A 17,566-nucleotide genomic window follows, 5' to 3' on the forward strand; every position below is an offset into this window, starting at 1 on the left:
CTTATTTCAAATATAGTTTGGACGGGTCTTCGAAGATTACGACTGGTTTCAGAACCGCTTCGTCAATGCCGCCATAGCGTTTGTCCATGGCAACGATTGTTTTCGTGTAACCGATCGGGAAGAGAGGAGCATCATCCGCAACGATTTCTTGAATCTTCTTGTACACTTCACCGCGTTTTGCAGTATCGCCTTCCGCAGCGCCTTGTTTCCACAAGCCGTCTACTTCCGCATTCGAGTAATGTGTCGTGTTATAGTCAGCACCTGTCGCGTACAAGATGCTGTACGCATCAGGGTCAGAACCCATAATGTAACCACCAACGAAGAATTCGAAATCAGCTGCCTTCGGATCGTAAGCCTTATCGCCGAAAGCCGATGCATCCATATTTTGAAGTTCTACATTAAGACCGACTTCTTTAAGCTTCTGTTGCACGTATAGGGAAACCGACTCTTGAACTTTGTTGCCGCTCGACACGATGAAACGCAGCTTCTGTCCTTCTTTAACGCCAGCCGCTTTCAACAGCTCTTTCGCTTTCGCTGTATCATTGTCAAATGAAGCAACGTCATTCGTGTGGTAAAGGGTATCCGGCGTCAGGATCGAATGAGCCTGTTCTGCATAATCAGCAGAGGAGTAAGCCGCTTGAATGAGTTCTTCACGGTTTAGCGCATAAGACAGTGCTTGACGAACTTCTTTCTTCTTCAGGATGCCAGTATCGCTGTTTGCATTGAAGTTCAGGTAAGACAGACGACCTTCGCTATAAGGCTTAATTTCGAAATTGCCAGTAGCATCAATTGTCGCTACGTCTTGCGGATCCAAGTATTTCACGTTGATCTCGCCGCTTTGCAGAGCTAGGTTCGCTGCATTCGTATCCTTAGCAACACGGTACGTAATGGAATCCAGATGCGGTTTGCCGCCAAAATAGTTATCGAATCGATCAAGCGTCAGGTACTCGCCTGTTTTGTATTCTTTGAATTTGAATGCACCGGAACCGATTGGCGCTGCATTCTTCGTGCTTTTCTCAATATCCGCTTCGTTCTCGAAGATGTGCTTCGGAATCGGCGTGATTTGTACCAAGGTTGCTTCGAATGCCGGGCTAACGCTCGGAAGCTTGAAGTCAACTGTAGTATCATCCACTTTAACCGCTTCGATTGGCTTGCCGCCAATAATCAGGTTGCCGCGCAGGAAGCTGTTTTGTTTCTCTTCCAGAATCTTATTGAATGTGAAGACAACGTCATCGGCAGTCAGCTTCTCGCCATCGTGCCAAGTCAGGCCGCTCTTCAGCTTTAATGTATAAGTTAGGTTATCGGCAGATGGCGTCAAGCTCTCTGCAAGATAGAATGTTTTCTTGCCGTTATTGATTTGGAACAGCGGAGCATACAACGCTTGGTCAATGGTTAGGCTGACACGGTCGCTTGCATAGTTCGGGTTAAGGATGATCGGATCAGCTGCTACAGCAATAATGAGGCTGCCGCCATCCTTCGGCTGCGATGCGTCGGTACCCGCATTGTCAGACGCTTGTGTATTATTGGCCGGTGCGTTATTCGAAGCCGTGTTCGAATTCGAATTGTTCGAAGTGCCTCCGGAGCATGCACTGATTACCAGGGTAAGTAGGGCTAGAACAATCACGACGGGTAAACTTCTCTTGCTGCGCATTCTCTCATCCTCCAAGTATCTCTATGAAGAGTATATATTTGATATTCGTAATCATACATCGGAATACTCGGAATTACAATACTTATTTCGATAAGCCATCGTTAAACTTTAATTTTACCCATTATACTTCATTTATTAATCACTGTGCGCGGGCAAATAAGGCAAAAAAGCGACCACTTACTGGCAATATAGCCGTAAATGATCGCTTTTTAGAGAAAACCGTCTATCCCTTCACAACCTAGCCGCGTTTAACGGATTGAATGTTACCGGAAGCCGCGCTCTCATATACCGCTTGGATACATTTGAAGTTAAATACCGCATCTTCGTTCAGAAGAGCTGCCGAGTCGCGACCCAGCACGCGTTCTACGAAGAAGTAGAGCGGCGCATCCATGAAGCCGTATGCATTATCATTAGGAACTTGCGTTTCTTTCTCTGCAACGGAGCCTTGCTCATCGAAACGGTGTACGACTGCGTCGCCGCCGAAGTATGGCGAGAATTTCACTGCGCCAAGCGTACCCTCGATCTCAACCAGGGAATAAGCCTCGCCATGCGTACAGGAAGAACGCTCATACTGCACAAGCACAGGACGGTCTTGGCCTTGTGCATGATAACGCATCAAAGCGCCGGAGTTATGCTCCACGTCGTAAACGACATCCTGCGGATCTGCGCCTGTTACCGGCTTGCTGATCCAGCCGCCTAAGACATCTACAGCCGATGGCTTAAGAATATCCGCAAGCACAGTGAAGTCGTACGGACCCCAGTCCGTCAGAATGCCGCCGCCGCAAAGCTTGCTGTTCAAGAACCAACGGCTCTCCGGTTGGTACTCGATGCCTGCTCTTCCGCGTTGATCGCGATGAATGAAGCTCACTTTGTAGATTTCGCCCAGTTGGCCGGAAGCGACAATCGCTTTGACTTGCTCGGTCTTAGGAAGGCCGATAAAGCGGTCGCTGCAGTCGCCGAACAGCTTGCCCAGATCCTTCGCCAGCTTCGACAGCTCATCGGCTTCGGAAGCGTTCATAACAAGAGGCTTCTCGCATAGGACATGCCGTCCCGATTTCAGTGCATAGCTGGAAAGCTCGAAATGCGTGAATGGCGGTGTACATACAACAACGACATCATGCTCTTGTGCTTCTTCTGCCAGCATATCCTTCATATCGCTGAACGTAACCGCATGCGGGAATTGCTCAACAAAGCTAGCCAGCGCTTTCGGATTCGGATCCGCTACCTTCAGTTCGATGTCCGTAGGTGTTTCACCATAAAATTTATAAGCCGCTTCTGCGTGCGTGCGGGCGATGAAGCCTGCGCCAATCAGGTAAATTCTTGTTGCCATTAATGTTCACTCCCATACGAATAATTATAACCAGTCCCAAGCTTCGTGCGCGGGCACGGAATACGTTATTATAACCCGAAAACGGTTGCTCTATCAATCGTTAATCCGAAATACCACCGGTTGTCAGCCACTATGGCCAATCGTGAAGAGGAACAAGCTGCTTACTTCTTCAGTTCCTCCTTCACTTCCTCGACGATTTTGTCGCCGCCTTGCTCCTTCCAATCCTTTACGAACTGGTCGAACGCGTTTATCGGCTCATCGCCAAGCACGATCTTGTAGAAGGTTTCGGTCTCCATCTTCTGCAAATTCGCCCAGCGCGACTCCATCGTCTTCGTCATCGCCGAATACACCGGGTCGGTCACGTTCATCGGTAGCTTCAGTATGCCCGCTCCCAGCAAATATGCTGCAGGCGCAGCCCAATCGTCCGGATTCTTTCTTGGATTCTTACGGTCGCGCAGCTCTTGCTCGTAGACCAGCTGCATTTCGCCGTCCATCTCTTCCTTCTTCACTTTGCCGGCCAACGCATCGAGCAGCAGATCGTGCTTGCGCGTTGCCGCATCGGCATAGTCGACTGTCATCAGCAGCGGCCACAGGCCATGGCCCGGGTCCAGCTTAATCGCCTGCTCATCCGGCGTACGCTCCGCCTGCACGCGCATGTTCGAATAGACAACCGCCGCTTCCGGATGCGCGTAGCCTTTCCGAACGACGAGGAAGAAGTTGCTGACCGGCACGCTCGCAATATTATATTGGCCTTTCGCATCCTCAATCATGAACGGCTTCCAATTCGCCTTGGGATTATGCTTCAGCGAATCGATCAGTGCCCAAGGCACCCACCATGGGCCGAAGAAGGCGCCCGCTTTGCCGTTCAAGACAAGGTCGTCCGGATTTTTGCGCAGCGCAAACTCCTTATCAATCAAGCCTTCCGCATACATTTCGTGAATCGCGCTTAGCGCCTGCTTCATGCCAAACGTCGTGGAGCCGTATACCACTTCGCCATTCTCATCCTTGATCCAGATCATCGGATAGGAATGAAAGGCGTTAAAGATCCCTTTGAAATCATGAATGCCGCCGCCTTCCGTGGCAAGCTGAAAACTATTCCCCGTTAGTCCGATCGTGTCCGCTTGTCCATTGCCGTCCGGGTCCTTCTCGATGAATGCATGCAATACCTGCTTCAGCTCATCGATTGTCTTCGGCGCCTTGAGATTCACCTTATCCAGCCAGTCTTGGCGAAGCCACAGAATGGACGGCGCGTCCGCTTGAATCGCCACGCTCGGTATTGCCATCAGCTTGCCGTCGTAGGTCGCTTTCTCCAGCGCCTTGTCTTCCGTCGACTTATAGAAATCCTTTATTTGAGGCGAAGCATATCGCTTGTAAACCGCCGTCAGATCCTCAAGCTGATCCGCTGCGGCCATGGCGCGGAAGGTCTTCTCATCCACGATCATCGCGTCCGGAATTTCGTTGTTCGCGATCGCCAGCTGCATTTTCTGATCGAAATCGGTTGAGGACGCATCCCACAGCACCTTGGTCTTTATATTGGTTTTGTTAAACACGTAATTCGTATATTCATTATCTTCAATCGTCTCGCCGGACTTTAACTTCAGGCCGGGGCCAACCGATTTAATAACACTCATTTCCACCGGCTCCGGAAGTTTGAAATAATCAACCGTTTCGGGATTCGCCTCATTGCTGCCGACATTCCCCGCTTTGTTGGCGTTACCGCCCACGCAGCCGGCTAATACTAAGGATGCTGCCATAACGAAAGAAACGGCTTTCATTAGCTTGTTCAACTTGCAATGGCCCCCTCTCCCGGATGCTGGCAGTGCTGCTTCCATCATAGCATGAATATTGAATGATATTAAATGCCTACGCCATGTAGTATATTACACGGCAAGTGAATTATAATTGAAAGATCACGCTTACATCAGAAGAAGGTGAACAGACTGAAGCTGCGTAAACTTCGAATCGGCATCGTTAAAAAAATGATTATCGGCTATGTCGTCATCATTCTGCTGCCCACCATTTGTATCGGGCTGCTGTACTATAAACAGATTCACAATAATGCGCTGAAGGATTTTGCCAATAACCGCGAATACTTCATCCAGCAGTTCGGTTCATCTCTAACGATGAACATGAATCAGATCGAGATGATCCATGATATCTTCCAAACGAATAAGGTGCTGAGCGGCCTGCTGTCCGGCAAGTACAAAACGGAGTCCGAGCAGGTCAATGTCTATCTGAAAGAGCTCGTGCCGCTTTTTTCCTTCTATAAAAGCAATTCATTCTACATCGATCAAATCCGGATCTATAAATCAGACCCCAATGTGCGCAACATGGGGACAAGCATCGTGGACAGCGATGGCAGCATCCCGTCTCGAGCCACCGGCTTGAAGGTCGGGGAAGGCTATTGGCTGCAGGAAATGTCTACACCTTCCGCGCTGCAAATGATCTATTACAAGAAGCTGTACAACGAGGACTTCTCCCGGGCGATCGGACTTATGGAAATCAGGCTGAAATACACGTTCCTCTCCAGCATGTTCCACTCCTCGGACGTCAAAGGCACGCCGCTGCACTACTACATGGCCGAAGACAGCAATCCGAGAAAGGGCATCACCCATACCGAAATCGTGGCATTGTCGGCCAAGCTGCCGCTCTCCAGTCCAGACAAGATACGGATCTACTCGGCCGTGCAGAAGTCCAAATCCCTGCAGTACATGGATTCGGAGCTGGGGCTCCTGATGATGAACAGCTTCTATGTGCCGCGGCTGTCTTCCACGATCTTGACCGTGACGCCGACAAGCGAGCTTTTCCAGAAAACGCAAAATTCCGTACAATTCTACTTGCTGATGATTAGCGCCTTGCTGCTCATCCTCTCTTGCGCCTATTTCTTTACCGTCTCCACTGTCGTACAGCGTATCGTGAAGCTCGGCAAGCATATGCGGGGCAACCTGCTGGCCAAATATAAAGAAGAGCAGGACAGCGACGAGATCGCCTTCCTCGTCTCTTCCTACAATAAAATGATCGATCGCAACGACGAGCTGATGAGCAAGGTGGATATTTCGCAGCTGCGGCAGAAGGAAGCGGCCTATCTGGCGCTGCAAGCCCAGATCAACCCTCATTTTATCTACAACGGGCTGGAGGCCATCCGAATGGCGGCCGAGGAAAGCGACAGCCCCGACGTAGCCAAAATGATCTATGCACTCGGGCAGTCGATCCGTTACAGCTTGTCCAAGAGCCAGTACGTCGTGCTGCGGGACGAGCTCTCGCACATTCGCAGCTATCTGCAAATTTATAAGGTGCGGATGGAAGAGCGGCTTCAATACGAAATCGAAGTGGAAGATGAAAGCCTGCTACGCATCGCCTGTCCGCGATTTATCATTCAACCGCTGGTGGAGAACGCCATCGTGCACGGCATATCCAAGAAGCGCGGCACAGGGACGCTGCGCATCCGCTTATATAGCGAAGGACCATTAGCCTTGGTACGCATCCAAGATGATGGGGCCGGTATTACGCCGGAACGGCTTGAGATGCTTCGTCAGAAGCTTGATGGCATCGTGAGTATGCCGGAGCCTGAGCAGGAGCAGGGCGGCATCGGCGTGATGAATGTTCACGAGCGAATGATCAGCCATTTCGGACCCGCCTATGGGCTTACGATCGCAAGCGAGCCCGGGGAAGGCACTACGATTACATTATCCATGCCGAAGGAGGGAAATGCCGTTGAAGCTCCTCATCGTTGAAGATGAAGCGCCGATCCTGCGGGGGTTGCTGCGCAAAATCAAACAATTCCATACGCCCTTCACGGACATCACGGGCGCCTCGAGCGCCGCGGAAGCACTGGAGACGCTGCGGCAGCATGGGGCTGATCTGGTCATGACCGATATCAACATGCCGGAGATAAACGGGCTGGAGCTCATCCAAACCGCTAAGAGCGAAGGATTGTGCAGCCGATTCATCATTCTGTCCGGCTATGATGATTTCTCTTATGCGCGGGATGCGCTGCGGCTGCAGGTCATCGACTATCTGCTCAAGCCTATCGATGATGACCAGCTCGAAGAGCTGCTCACCCGGCTCGGTCAAGCCGCACTCGCTGAACAAATGAAACATGAGGCCGAAGAGCAAGAGCAAGAGCAGGAGCAGGAGACCTTCACAGAAGGCGCCGACCACGACTATGTGGAGAAGCCGGAAGCCAGCAGGCAAATTCTCGACTTTATTGAGGCGAATTACGTGAGGGATCTCTCTCTCACCTCCGTTGCCGAGCATGTCGGCCTGCACCCTAACTACGTGAGCCATCTGTTCAAGAAAGAAACCGGCATGAATGTGCTCGCCTATATTCAGCAGCTTAGAGTCATCAAAGCCAAGGAGCTGCTTATCTCGCGCCCTTCCCTGCCGCTTAGCGAGGTCGCGATGCAGACCGGCTTCGAGAGCCAGCGGCATTTCTTTAAAGTATTTAAGAAGCATACGAACATGACGCCCCGCCAATTCGGCGATGCTCAGCTCCCGACGAAGAGGGATAACCACTAATACCGAGCAATCAAAAAGAAGCCGACCCCAAGGGGGTCGGCTTCTTTCGTTGCTAAACCTATTCTTTTACCGCGCCGACCATCATGCCGGATACGAAATATTTCTGCATGAACGGATAGACGAGCAGTATCGGCAGCGAAGCGATAAACACTTGCGACGCCTGGATCGTACGGTTCGATACTTTGTTCATGAGCTGCGCTTGGGCTTTCGTAAGCAGCCTGCTGTTCGATTCCACGAGAATCGTCTGCAAGTAAGACTGCAGCGGATAATCCTTCTGGCTTTTCAAATAAATCAATCCGTCAAACCACGCATTCCAGTGTCCAACCGCCGAGAAGACGATCAGCGTTGCAATAATCGGCATCGATAGCGCGAGATACAGCGTGCCGAGAATACGGAAGTGTCCCGCGCCGTCCATGTACGCCGACTCTTCGATATCTTTCGGAATATTGCGGAAGAAGTTGGAGAGGAGCAGCACGTTGAATACCGAGATCGCACCGGGAATAACGAGCGACCAGATCGTGCCGTACAGATGAGTGTTCTTTACGATCATAAAGGTCGGAATAAGACCGCCCGAGAACAGCATCGTCACGACAAAATACCAGGCAAAGAACGACTGATGCTTAAAGTTCGCTTGGCTCTTGGAAAGCGGATAAGCCGCCAGCACCGTAAGGAACATGCTGATTGCCACGCCGAGGAACACGCGTTTAACGGAGACGAACATCGCCGTCCAGAATTCGGAGTTGCTCAAAATATATTCATACGACTTCAATGAGAACTGTACCGGCCAAAACGTAACCTCGCCGGCCGTTACCGCGCTGCTCTTGCTGAATGAAATCGCAAGGACGTGAAGCATTGGAATGAGACAGGCAAGTGAAAACAGAATGAACAACAAGCCGTTCAAGTTCAAAAATATACGTCTGCCTAACGAACGATCTACCATTTAGATTCCCCTCCAGACTCTAGAAAATGCGATGATCCGATATTTTGCGGGCCAGATAGTACGATGCAACAATCAGTATTAGGCTGACCACGGAACGGAACAAGCCGATCGCAGCACCTAACGAATATTGAGCCTGCTGAATCCCCATCCGATAGACCCATGTATCGATAACATCGCCTGTCGAGTAGACAGCCGAGGAGTAAAGCATAAGTACCTGTTCAAAACCGGCATTGAGAATGTAGCCAAGGCTTAGAGTACCCATAAGAACAATCGTCGATTTCATGCCCGGTAGTGTAATATTCAGCGTTTGTCTCCAGCGGCTGGCGCCGTCCATAACAGACGCTTCGTAAAGCGTCGGATCGATTGTCGTAATCGCTGCTAGATATACAATCGTACCGAAGCCGGTTATTTGCCATGTCTCAGTAGCTACAAGAATGTAAGGAAACCATGAAGCTTTTTCCAGGAAAATAATCGGGTCAAAGCCCATTTTGCCAAGCATCACATTAATTAAACCATCACGAGAGAGCATATCCCGGAAAATACCGCCGAGGATAACCCACGAAAGGAAGTAAGGAAAATAAACAATGGTTTGCACGGTACGTTTGAACACTTTAGATACAATTTCATTTAGAAGAATGGCAACCGCAATAGCCGCAAACGTTTCAACGATGATTTTCATCGTTGCGATAAAGAGCGTGTTCGCAACAACTTGCTTTACATCGGGAATTTGCATCAGACGCCTGAAATGATCCAAGCCGACCCACTTGGAGCCGAAGAACCCTTGCGTTGGCTCATATTTCTGGAAGGCCATAACAACCCCGAACATCGGGAGATAGGAATAAATAAATACGACTATGACCGGGAGAATCAGCATGAGATACAGCGCCAGCTGCTTCTTCGGAATTTTGAAAGCGTTCATAAGCTCGCCCCTTACGATGACTAAATTTAAGGCTAAGAATAGATGCAGAGTCGGATGTACTTGCCACCCGAACTCTGCATGCCTACTCCAATTCCTTATTTCTTCTCAAACCACTCTTGAACGCTTTCTTTGTTCTTCGCTTCAAACCATTTGTTCACAACCGGATTTACAGCGGAAGCATACATGGAATCGTACTGCTTCAAGAACTCGTCATACTCGCTGATGTCTGCACCCTTCACTACGTTCAGGAACATAACATCCCATGCTTTTTTGATGATTGGCGCATTATCGAGCATTTCTTGCGTCGGCATAGCTGTGTACTCGTTCATCGCGAATCTTTTTTCCTTGATGTACTGATCTACGACAGCCAGGGAGCCTTTATCCGTGTAGGACAGGTAGGACGGGAATCCGGCAGCATCATTCTTATCTGCATACGATTTGGATTGATCATAGAACAGTTTGTATGCTTCGGACAGCTTATCAGTCGAGCCTGTTTTGAACGCATCGCTAATGTCAAGGAATGCTTGATAGTTGAACGATGGGTTGTAGATTGGCATCGAGTACAGTTGGAAGATACCTGCATTCGTTGTTGGATCCGTGTTGTATTTGCCGAACTGCATCGTTTCCGGATTGTTGTTCAAATCATGGAACAGGTTCGCCATTGTTACAAGCGCCTCAGGGTGTTTAACGCCTTTCTTCGCTACATTGACACCAAGTACAGTCGCTGCCGTAACCGAAGATTTACCCGGTTTGTCGTCTACGGACGGAATGCCTACCGGCTCCCATTTCGCATTCGGGTTTTTCTCAAGTTCCAGGTTAAGCGGCCACCAAGCATCCCACAGTCCGCCGAAAGCGACGAACGATTGCGCGTTAACGATTTGCTCATTGTATTTCGCGCTGTCAAGCGATGCGAAGTCTGGGTGGATATAGCCTTTCTTGTAGTACTCTTGCAGCTTCAGAAGCGCAGCACGCGTATTTTCGCGTGTTTCCGAACCGAACATCCCGTGCTCGAGCTCGCCTTTGCTGTTCTTCACCCAAATGTCCGGATACGAATGGAACATGTTGAAGAATGCGCCGCCGATACCCCAGTTAACGGAATCCATGCTTGCGTCTGCCAGCGGAATCGGGTATTTCTCGCCGCCTGTGCCGTCGTAGTCGTTCTTCTTGAACGCTTCAAGAATTTTGTCCAGATCAGCAACTGTCTTAGGCGCTTCAAGACCGGCTTTCTTCAAGTTGTCTTCGCGGATCCAAAGCATGTTGCCTTGGTCATGGTAAGTCATACCGTTAGGCAAACCGTAGATTTTGCCATTCTTCGTTACGCCTTCAAGCAATCCCAAGTAGTCGCCCGTCAAATACTGTTTCGTGTATTTGGAAGCATAGTCTTGAACGACTTTCGTGATATCTTCCAATTGGCCTGTCGAAGCAAGCTTTTCAAATTGGGACGGCGTTACGTAGAAGAAGTCGGGCAAGTCGCCGCTTGCGATCATCAGGTTCATCTTCTCTTCGGCTTGCTCGCCTGGTGACGTCCAGTTATATTTCAGCTTGATGCCAAGCTTCTCTTCCCAAGTCTTGGTGTAGATGTTGTTTTCAATGGTAATGTCTTTCGGCATGTTTTGCAGAATGCCGTTGTTCGTATGAACCGTTGTGACTTCGATAGCCGGTGAATATTTGCCCGGATCTTTCGGCTCCGAGTTCGGATCTAACAATTTGGAGATGTCAGCGGTTTCATTTGAATCTGACGAACCTTCATTATTGTTGTTGCCGCAAGCTGCGAGCGATAGCGATAACGAAAGACACAGTGAAAGAGATGCCAGCTTAACCCAGTAGTTCTTTTTCATTCTAAAAATCCCCCTGTTTGCTTGATGTAATGGTGCAAACTCGCTAATTCCAAACTCCCCTATTGCCAATTGCTGATTAACTCCGACTCATGAACGTTCGAACCCGGCCCTCACCTCCTAGGCAATTTGCGTAGCGGTTCGATGACAACCTCACCTGTTGCGGTAGACAGACAAACCAATCGTTGATTCGCGGCAAGCTCGCTTGGCGAGATCAGGCAATCCTCGATATCATGCTGCTGCACATTCCCTTCGATTACGGTACTGATGCATGTGCGGCATGTACCGTTTCGGCAGGAATAAGGGATTTTCGCTTGTTGGCGAATCGCAGCATCTAAGATGAATTCTCGATTCCCTACTTCAAACGCTTCACCCGTTGCTTGAATGGTTACGCGATTGCTGCTCATTGTACTCCCTCTCGATCTCGATCATTTTCGTTGCGATACGGGATTGGAACGGTTCGTAATCCCATACTTTGTGGACATCCTCCACGTATTGATAGTAACGGGCCAGCGTGACCTCCATCACTTCCTGCATCTTCTCGTAGTCGTTATCGAATTTGTACAGCAGCCATTTGTGACCGTATTTCAGGTGAATGGCTTCATCTGCCCAGTCGTAATCGATATGAGTTGAAGTTTGGAGATCGCCGAAGCTCTCGAATTGCTGCTTCGCTTTCTCGCGATTGGCCGGACCGTCGATTTCAAAACGATGCAGCAGTGCCATCAGGTCAAGCTCATCGCCGCCATTCCGTGCTTGCGATGCGTAGGTTTCTTCGTAGACCGGCACGTCGATGCCGATTTCAAAGCCCCAATCCTTCAGTCGCTGTTCGCCCATCTTGACGTGTCTTGTCTCATCGTATGCCCAGCGAGCAAGGTCAAGGTAGAACTCCCACGGCATGTCATCCCACTTCCAGATCGCCAAGCCCGGCGCTTCCGCTGCCCAGATCTCCGTGATGTGGTAGATCGCCGTCAGCACTTGAATTTCAATCGGCGATTCCGCGCTCTTAGGCGGTACCGAGCTTGGTGCCGGAATAAAGCGCGGATCCCGTGCTGCCTTGCGCGGCATGACGTATTCCGCTCTTTCGCGGAGGATCCACTGCTCGGCTTCGGCTGCCGCCGCTTCCTGTTCCGGCGTGACAGCGTTTCCAACAATGCCACCGATTCCTGTCAGATAAGAACGAATCACATTCCGCCATTCCGATGCGTCACTTTGCGGCATGATGTTATCTCTTACGTCATGCACGTAATCGAGCTGCTGCTGAATCTGCTCGGGAAAGCGTGCCATAAACTCCAGCGTCGGCGCATCGTTGACAGGATCGGCCTGCTCCACGTAGAGCCGGTACTGCTCCATCAGCTCCTGCTTCACCACATCGTAGATGCCGGCGAGCAGCTCCGCATCATCTTGAGCGCGGATGAGCATCGACAGGAATTGGACGAGCTTCGGATCATGGTTCGCTTCCACGTCCCTGCGCGGGTAACGGAGCTCCATAATGCGGGTACGCAGTGCGTCCGCACGCAGCGAATCCTGCCAGAAATGATAAGGTAAATCTTTATTTAACTCCCAGTTGGCCACTTTGATCAGTGCGCCGCCCAGTGTTCGCATCACTTGTTTCTCCACTAAGTAGAAACGTTTCAAAAGACCGGAAGCTTCTTCAACGCTTCGCTTATGAACGAGCTTTCCTGCGAAGATCGCGTGTGTCTCCGTCATCCGTCTGCCTCCTTCATTTCTATATCCCCACTATACATGAAGCGCTTTCACAAATTATACGGATCATTTCTTATATGATAGTGACCAAAATTAAGATTGCTTGTTCGCGGGCTGATTTCGCAAGGAAAATCGGCATTAAAAATGGAATAATGAGGCGGAATTGCGAAACGTTTCACTCATTTCCGCAATGAGTTTGAGGTATTAGGCGGTAATTCGCACGCTGTTGCTTGCTCGAAGCAGCAGCCTTCCAACGTATGTCGAGTAAGAAGAGTGAATGAAGGGGAGCTAGAGGGCCACTTTCGTGGGAGTTACGCGGTTAGTGCGAAAGAAGCGAAAGAACGGTAACTAGGGATCTACTTGCGTCGGAATTGAGCGATATGCGCGCATGAAGGGTACCCAGGGATCTACATTAGTTGAAAACCGGCAATATCCGCGAATGTAGATCACCCAGAGAGCTACATTCGCGGAATTTCAGCTATTATCAAATATGTAGATCCCTCAGAGAGCTTCATTAGTTTAAAGTCCACCACCATGCCCGCCTGGTTTCGGCAGATGTTGCTCTAGGGGCTACTCTTCGTGACACTTCGCCGCGTTTCGGCGAATGTGTTGCTCTCGGGGCTACTCTTCGTGACACTTCGCCGCGTTTCGGCGAATGTGTTGCCCTCGGGGCTACTCTTCGTGACACTTCGCCGCGTTTCGGCGAATGTGTTGCCCTGAGAGCTACTCTTGGTGATACTTCGCCGCATTCCGGTGGATGTGTGGCTCTGGGAGCTACTCTTGGTGACACTACGCCGCGTTTCGGCGGATGTGTGGCTCTCAGAGCTACTCTTTTGTATCACTTCGCCGCGTTTTGCCGAAGTGTGGCTGTGGGAGCGACCCTTCAGCGATGTGTCACACCATCCGAAGTGTCCTCCTCATGCGCTACTCCCACGGATATTTTGTCAGCAAGTAATCTGCAAACTTCTTGCTTTCTTCTCTGCGGTGTTTGCGCATTTCGGCGCGGCGCTCGGCGGTTTCGTGCAGCTTCTTCTCCTCTTCCGTCTCCGGCACGATCTGCGGAACGCCTGTTGGACGGTTGTTTTCGTCGAGCGCTACGAAGGTGAGGAAAGCGGTCGCTGCGATTTTGCGATCGCCGCTGCGAAGGTCTTCGCGGATGACTTTCACGAAGACCTCCATCGAGCTCGTTCCCGTCCACGTGATAAACGATTCCAGCGATACCGAGTCCGTCGGGCGAATCGGCTGCAAGAAATCGACGGAATCCGTCGAGGCTGTCACCGCCGCAGCTCGGCACAGTTTCGAGACGGAGATCGAAGCGATGTCGTCAATATATGACATCAGCTTCCCGCCAAACAACGTGTCGTGATTGTTTACATCCGTCGGGAACACCCGCGATACTTTGAAGCATCGCGTTTCCCTTACCGTCTTGGTTTCCAAAACCGCTCACCCACCTCAAAGGTACGTTTGTCTTAGGCCGCTCATGCGTTTGAATTGCTGTTACGATGATATGCGGCAGTAGGCCGCATGAGTTTACGTTTATGTTTTGTGCACTCATCCGTTTACCGCTACGGCTAACATGCGTTGTGTGATGACCACGCCGACCGTCCACCTACATGTCACGGATACGCATTTGTTTTCTCTTCAATCAGCTCCGATACCGTGACAAACGTGAACCCTCGCCGCGCAAGCTCAGGCAGAATAATACGCAGCGCCTTCACCGTGTGGATGGAGCCCGGGATATAGTCATGGAGCAGAACAATGTCGCCGTTCCGTGCATTCTTCAGCACCTTGCGCACAATATAATTCACGCCCGGACTGCGCCAATCGGCGGTATCCTGGTGCCAGGACCAGAGCACTGTCGTGTAGCCGAGCTTGCGTGCGACTTGGATGGTCTGATCACTATAGAAGCCGCCTGGCGGACGGAACAAATGCGGCTTCTTCCCGGTTAGCTCGATCAGCGAATCCTCGGTTTGCTTAATCTCGTTCTGAATCGTCGCGAGCGCGGTACCCTTCGTCAGAAAAGCATGGCTATATGTATGATTGGCAACTTCATGCCCTTCCGCGATTTCCCGCTTAATCAGCTCCGGAAATTGTTTGACACGGTAACCCAGTACGAAGAAAGTCGCTTTGGCATTGTACAGCTTGAGCAGATCCAGAATGTCATTCGTCATTTCCGGATAAGGACCATCATCGAAGGTCAGCGCAATCTTCTTCTCATTGAGCGGCACCTCCCATATAATGTCCCCCCGGCTTTCATAAAAGTAACGGTCTTTCTTCGGCAGCTGAAACCCGCATAACATGCAAATGCACAGCAGAACCGCCCAGCAGCGCCATACTACAACCACATTCGTTCCTCCTGTTCATCCATTCAACACCTTATACTATGTGCGCGCAAACTGGGATTTATCCTCCAAACAGCGCCTCCTCCCCATAAGAAAAAGCCTCCATGTCCACACCAAAGTGGACAAGAGGCTTCTACGGAAAGTTACTTATGAGACCTGCTGCTGCGTACGTTTCTTCGAAGAGTCGAAGTTATTCATATCGATGCCCGCCCAAATATTCGGCACCTTTACATCCTCAGGATGATCAAACACAAGAAAAGCCGTTGGCAAATAACGCGCGCCATATTTACTTGAAGGTTTATTGACAACCTCGTCATCCTTCACCATAACCGTGGATGAACCGCCATCCAAATTCGCTGCCGTTACGGCACCCTTCTCAAGCAAAATTTTCTGCACATCATACAACGTTGCGCCGACCGAATAGCCCGGCTGACGGCCGTCGATCACGACGAATACGATCGTGCCATCCTTCAACTGTGCCATACAAGTACGCGGGGCGATTCCCCAACCGTCTGCCTCGCTCTTAATGAGGCCTTTGCCGTTCACGATAAATTTCGGCTGGAACGTAACCGCATCCGATACGCCCATGGACAAAAGCTGCTTAGGCGAATAACGGCCCGCCACCATGAGACCGTTGCGGTCGATACCGACGACATTTACTTTCGCGTTCATGCCGTTGCCTTTATACAGTACTTTTCCTCCGGACATGACGATACCGGCCGGCTTAAACCCATTCCCGTTCCAGTTCGGATCATCAAACGCACCGCCGTTCACGCCGGCAATCGCACCTGTCCGCTTCACCATGCTCTCCACGCGCTCACCTGAACCGACAATGCTGGTCGTGACGACACGGATCATTTTCGGATCATGCACATACATCAAATACCCTTTGAAGCCTTTGCGCGAAATCGGCTCAATCTTCACGGTCCCCTCAGGATGTGAGGCCAAATTGACATTGTGATTGTCTTTGACCTGCGCCATCGCATCAAACTGCTCGTTATAAGCCGCAACACGGTTATCGAGCTCAGCTTGTCCGATCAAATATTTCGCCAAATAACGATGCTGGCTCGTAATGAGCGTATCCGCCAGCATATAGCGCACGTCCGAGCCCGAAGGCGTCAGGTAGAACCAACCGCTGCCGCCTAACACGGCCACTAGGAGCAAGACAGACAGCTGTTTAACCGTCCTCTGCCAACGTTTCTTAGTTCGGTTCACTCGATAGGATGTTTGTCTCTTCGGCGTATTCGTTTCTAAGTTGTTATCCATTTGTACTGCACCCCTTTTGTTGTATGTTCTGTATGTTAAGTCACGGCTTCTGTATGTTAAGTCACGGCTTCCGCGCCGCAGCTCCACGTTTCGCATCACATCCCAACACTATAGAAGCCGAATCTTAAGAGAAGCTTAAAATCGTTACATGTTACCATGGCAATAAAAGTGAATCGCTGCGATTCGGAGTTATTTTGACGGAATTGCGCAAGCTAAACGGGAATACGTAAAGGAGGTCATTTCACGTGCAGCAAACGGAATCCACCCAGCAGCAGCCCGGTATCATGCCGGCGCCGCCCAAAGTCATTACGACCAAAGATGCGTCTTATTTGAAAGACCAATTGTCCTGGCTACTACTGGCCATGAAGAAATGCAGTCATTTTGCCCGAGAATGTTCGGATCCCGAAATCGGCCAAGCGATTGATAAAGCGGGCAAGATGCACGAACGCCACTATAACCTGCTGCTCAAGCACCTGCAGAACAACAATACAGAGGGAATGAAGAACGTTCCCCAACATTAGAAAGGAGGCATTCCGATCGTGAGCCCGAATAATCAAAATACGATCCAAAATCCGAAACCGCCCTACGAACCGCAGGTCAAAGGCCCGGAATTAACCGACCGCGACCGCATCAACGACATCTTGGCGACGGAGAAATATTTAGGCGACAGCTTCAGCATCGCAGCCAATGAAGCCAGTCATGTCGCGCTCCATCAAGATATCATGACGGTGCTGACGGAGACGCATCAGTGCCAGCATGAGATCTTCGAGCTGATGTTCCGCAAGGGCCATTACAAGCTGGAAGCCGAAGAGCAGACGAAGCTCGACGAAGCCTATCAACAATTCAACGGCTACTCAAGTCAGTTCCCATACGGTACCACAAATACGCTTCAATAGCTAAGGCCAGCTGGTCGGCGCAAGAATAACAGCGATCTTTTCTCGGTTAAATGACCCGGGGGAAGATCGCTTTTTTATGCTTATAGGCAAGCCGCCTGAAACTTCCGGTCCGTTAGCTGCGTCAAAGGGTTAACGAATTTCAGGAGGAGTGTGCTTCAATGACAA

General features: G+C 50.5%; 15 protein-coding genes. 4 read left to right on the plus strand and 11 right to left on the minus strand.

Annotation, left to right across the window (positions count from 1 at the left end):
* Window position 1: 1 nt before the first annotated feature.
* The 3 genes from BM412_RS25710 to BM412_RS25720 all read right to left on the minus strand — a co-directional run bounded on the left by BM412_RS25710 (window position 2) and on the right by BM412_RS25720 (window position 4,768).
* A complete protein-coding gene (locus BM412_RS25710) occupies window positions 2–1,651 on the minus strand; it encodes an ABC transporter substrate-binding protein (protein ID WP_091224550.1) in 1,650 nt (549 codons plus the stop codon).
* A 238-nt stretch (window positions 1,652–1,889) separates the two neighbouring features.
* Window positions 1,890–2,981 (minus strand): Gfo/Idh/MocA family protein, encoded by a 1,092-nt coding sequence (locus BM412_RS25715; RefSeq protein WP_091224551.1) that lies wholly within the window; start codon window positions 2,979–2,981, stop codon window positions 1,890–1,892.
* A 161-nt stretch (window positions 2,982–3,142) separates the two neighbouring features.
* A complete protein-coding gene (locus BM412_RS25720) occupies window positions 3,143–4,768 on the minus strand; it encodes an extracellular solute-binding protein (RefSeq protein WP_177246091.1) in 1,626 nt (541 codons plus the stop codon).
* 144 nt (window positions 4,769–4,912) lie between these two features.
* On the opposite strand from BM412_RS25720, the gene BM412_RS25725 reads away from it, so the two are divergent.
* Together BM412_RS25725 and BM412_RS25730 are read left to right on the plus strand one after the other, a co-directional pair.
* The gene (locus tag BM412_RS25725; RefSeq protein ID WP_091224553.1) at window positions 4,913–6,715 is read left to right on the plus strand and encodes a sensor histidine kinase; all 1,803 of its coding nucleotides are present in this window, start codon (window positions 4,913–4,915) and stop codon (window positions 6,713–6,715) included.
* Window positions 6,696–7,499, plus strand: coding sequence for a response regulator transcription factor (locus BM412_RS25730; RefSeq protein ID WP_256256593.1), 804 nt, complete (start codon window positions 6,696–6,698; stop codon window positions 7,497–7,499). The genes BM412_RS25725 and BM412_RS25730 overlap by 20 nt, the downstream gene beginning before the upstream one ends.
* Window positions 7,500–7,557: 58 nt before the next feature.
* On the opposite strand, the gene BM412_RS25735 is transcribed toward BM412_RS25730, so the two are convergent.
* The 8 genes from BM412_RS25735 to BM412_RS25770 form a co-directional block, all read right to left on the minus strand.
* A complete protein-coding gene (locus BM412_RS25735; protein ID WP_091224555.1) occupies window positions 7,558–8,439 on the minus strand; it encodes a carbohydrate ABC transporter permease in 882 nt (293 codons plus the stop codon).
* Between the two features lie 19 nt (window positions 8,440–8,458).
* Window positions 8,459–9,358: an ABC transporter permease gene (locus BM412_RS25740; RefSeq protein ID WP_091224556.1), complete on the minus strand. Its 900-nt coding sequence runs from the start codon at window positions 9,356–9,358 to the stop codon at window positions 8,459–8,461.
* Between the two features lie 95 nt (window positions 9,359–9,453).
* The gene (locus BM412_RS25745; RefSeq protein ID WP_091224557.1) at window positions 9,454–11,196 is read right to left on the minus strand and encodes a type 2 periplasmic-binding domain-containing protein; all 1,743 of its coding nucleotides are present in this window, start codon (window positions 11,194–11,196) and stop codon (window positions 9,454–9,456) included.
* Between the two features lie 110 nt (window positions 11,197–11,306).
* Complete coding sequence (locus BM412_RS25750; protein ID WP_091224558.1) at window positions 11,307–11,600, minus strand: 2Fe-2S iron-sulfur cluster-binding protein; 294 nt, start codon at window positions 11,598–11,600, stop codon at window positions 11,307–11,309.
* Entirely contained in the window at window positions 11,563–12,900 is a 1,338-nt protein-coding gene (locus BM412_RS25755; RefSeq protein ID WP_091224559.1) for a DUF455 family protein, read from the minus strand. The genes BM412_RS25750 and BM412_RS25755 overlap by 38 nt, the downstream gene beginning before the upstream one ends.
* A 921-nt stretch (window positions 12,901–13,821) precedes the next feature.
* Window positions 13,822–14,334: an acyl-CoA thioesterase gene (locus tag BM412_RS25760; RefSeq protein WP_091224560.1), complete on the minus strand. Its 513-nt coding sequence runs from the start codon at window positions 14,332–14,334 to the stop codon at window positions 13,822–13,824.
* Between the two features lie 179 nt (window positions 14,335–14,513).
* Window positions 14,514–15,242: a polysaccharide deacetylase family protein gene (locus BM412_RS25765; protein WP_256256596.1), complete on the minus strand. Its 729-nt coding sequence runs from the start codon at window positions 15,240–15,242 to the stop codon at window positions 14,514–14,516.
* A gap of 144 nt (window positions 15,243–15,386) precedes the next feature.
* Window positions 15,387–16,505, minus strand: coding sequence for a phosphodiester glycosidase family protein (locus tag BM412_RS25770; RefSeq protein ID WP_091224561.1), 1,119 nt, complete (start codon window positions 16,503–16,505; stop codon window positions 15,387–15,389).
* A gap of 284 nt (window positions 16,506–16,789) precedes the next feature.
* On the opposite strand from BM412_RS25770, the gene BM412_RS25775 reads away from it, so the two are divergent.
* Together BM412_RS25775 and BM412_RS25780 are read left to right on the plus strand one after the other, a co-directional pair.
* Window positions 16,790–17,026: a hypothetical protein gene (locus tag BM412_RS25775; RefSeq protein ID WP_091224649.1), complete on the plus strand. Its 237-nt coding sequence runs from the start codon at window positions 16,790–16,792 to the stop codon at window positions 17,024–17,026.
* 15 nt (window positions 17,027–17,041) lie between these two features.
* Window positions 17,042–17,401 (plus strand): spore coat protein, encoded by a 360-nt coding sequence (locus BM412_RS25780; protein ID WP_091224562.1) that lies wholly within the window; start codon window positions 17,042–17,044, stop codon window positions 17,399–17,401.
* Window positions 17,402–17,566 lie beyond the last annotated feature (165 nt).

Source organism: Paenibacillus sp. BC26 (genome assembly GCF_900116125.1).
Taxonomy (GTDB): Bacteria; Bacillota; Bacilli; order Paenibacillales; family Paenibacillaceae; genus Paenibacillus_Z; species Paenibacillus_Z lignilyticus.

Coding starts and splice junctions, on each gene's coding strand:
- BM412_RS25770 (WP_091224561.1), bottom strand. CDS start 16,505: ATGGATAACAACTTAGAAACGAATACGCCGAAGAGACAAACATCCTAT.
- BM412_RS25715 (WP_091224551.1), bottom strand. CDS start 2,981: ATGGCAACAAGAATTTACCTGATTGGCGCAGGCTTCATCGCCCGCACG.
- BM412_RS25735 (WP_091224555.1), bottom strand. CDS start 8,439: ATGGTAGATCGTTCGTTAGGCAGACGTATATTTTTGAACTTGAACGGC.
- BM412_RS25745 (WP_091224557.1), bottom strand. CDS start 11,196: ATGAAAAAGAACTACTGGGTTAAGCTGGCATCTCTTTCACTGTGTCTT.
- BM412_RS25750 (WP_091224558.1), bottom strand. CDS start 11,600: ATGAGCAGCAATCGCGTAACCATTCAAGCAACGGGTGAAGCGTTTGAA.
- BM412_RS25710 (WP_091224550.1), bottom strand. CDS start 1,651: ATGCGCAGCAAGAGAAGTTTACCCGTCGTGATTGTTCTAGCCCTACTT.
- BM412_RS25755 (WP_091224559.1), bottom strand. CDS start 12,900: ATGACGGAGACACACGCGATCTTCGCAGGAAAGCTCGTTCATAAGCGA.
- BM412_RS25740 (WP_091224556.1), bottom strand. CDS start 9,358: ATGAACGCTTTCAAAATTCCGAAGAAGCAGCTGGCGCTGTATCTCATG.
- BM412_RS25775 (WP_091224649.1), top strand. CDS start 16,790: ATGCCGGCGCCGCCCAAAGTCATTACGACCAAAGATGCGTCTTATTTG.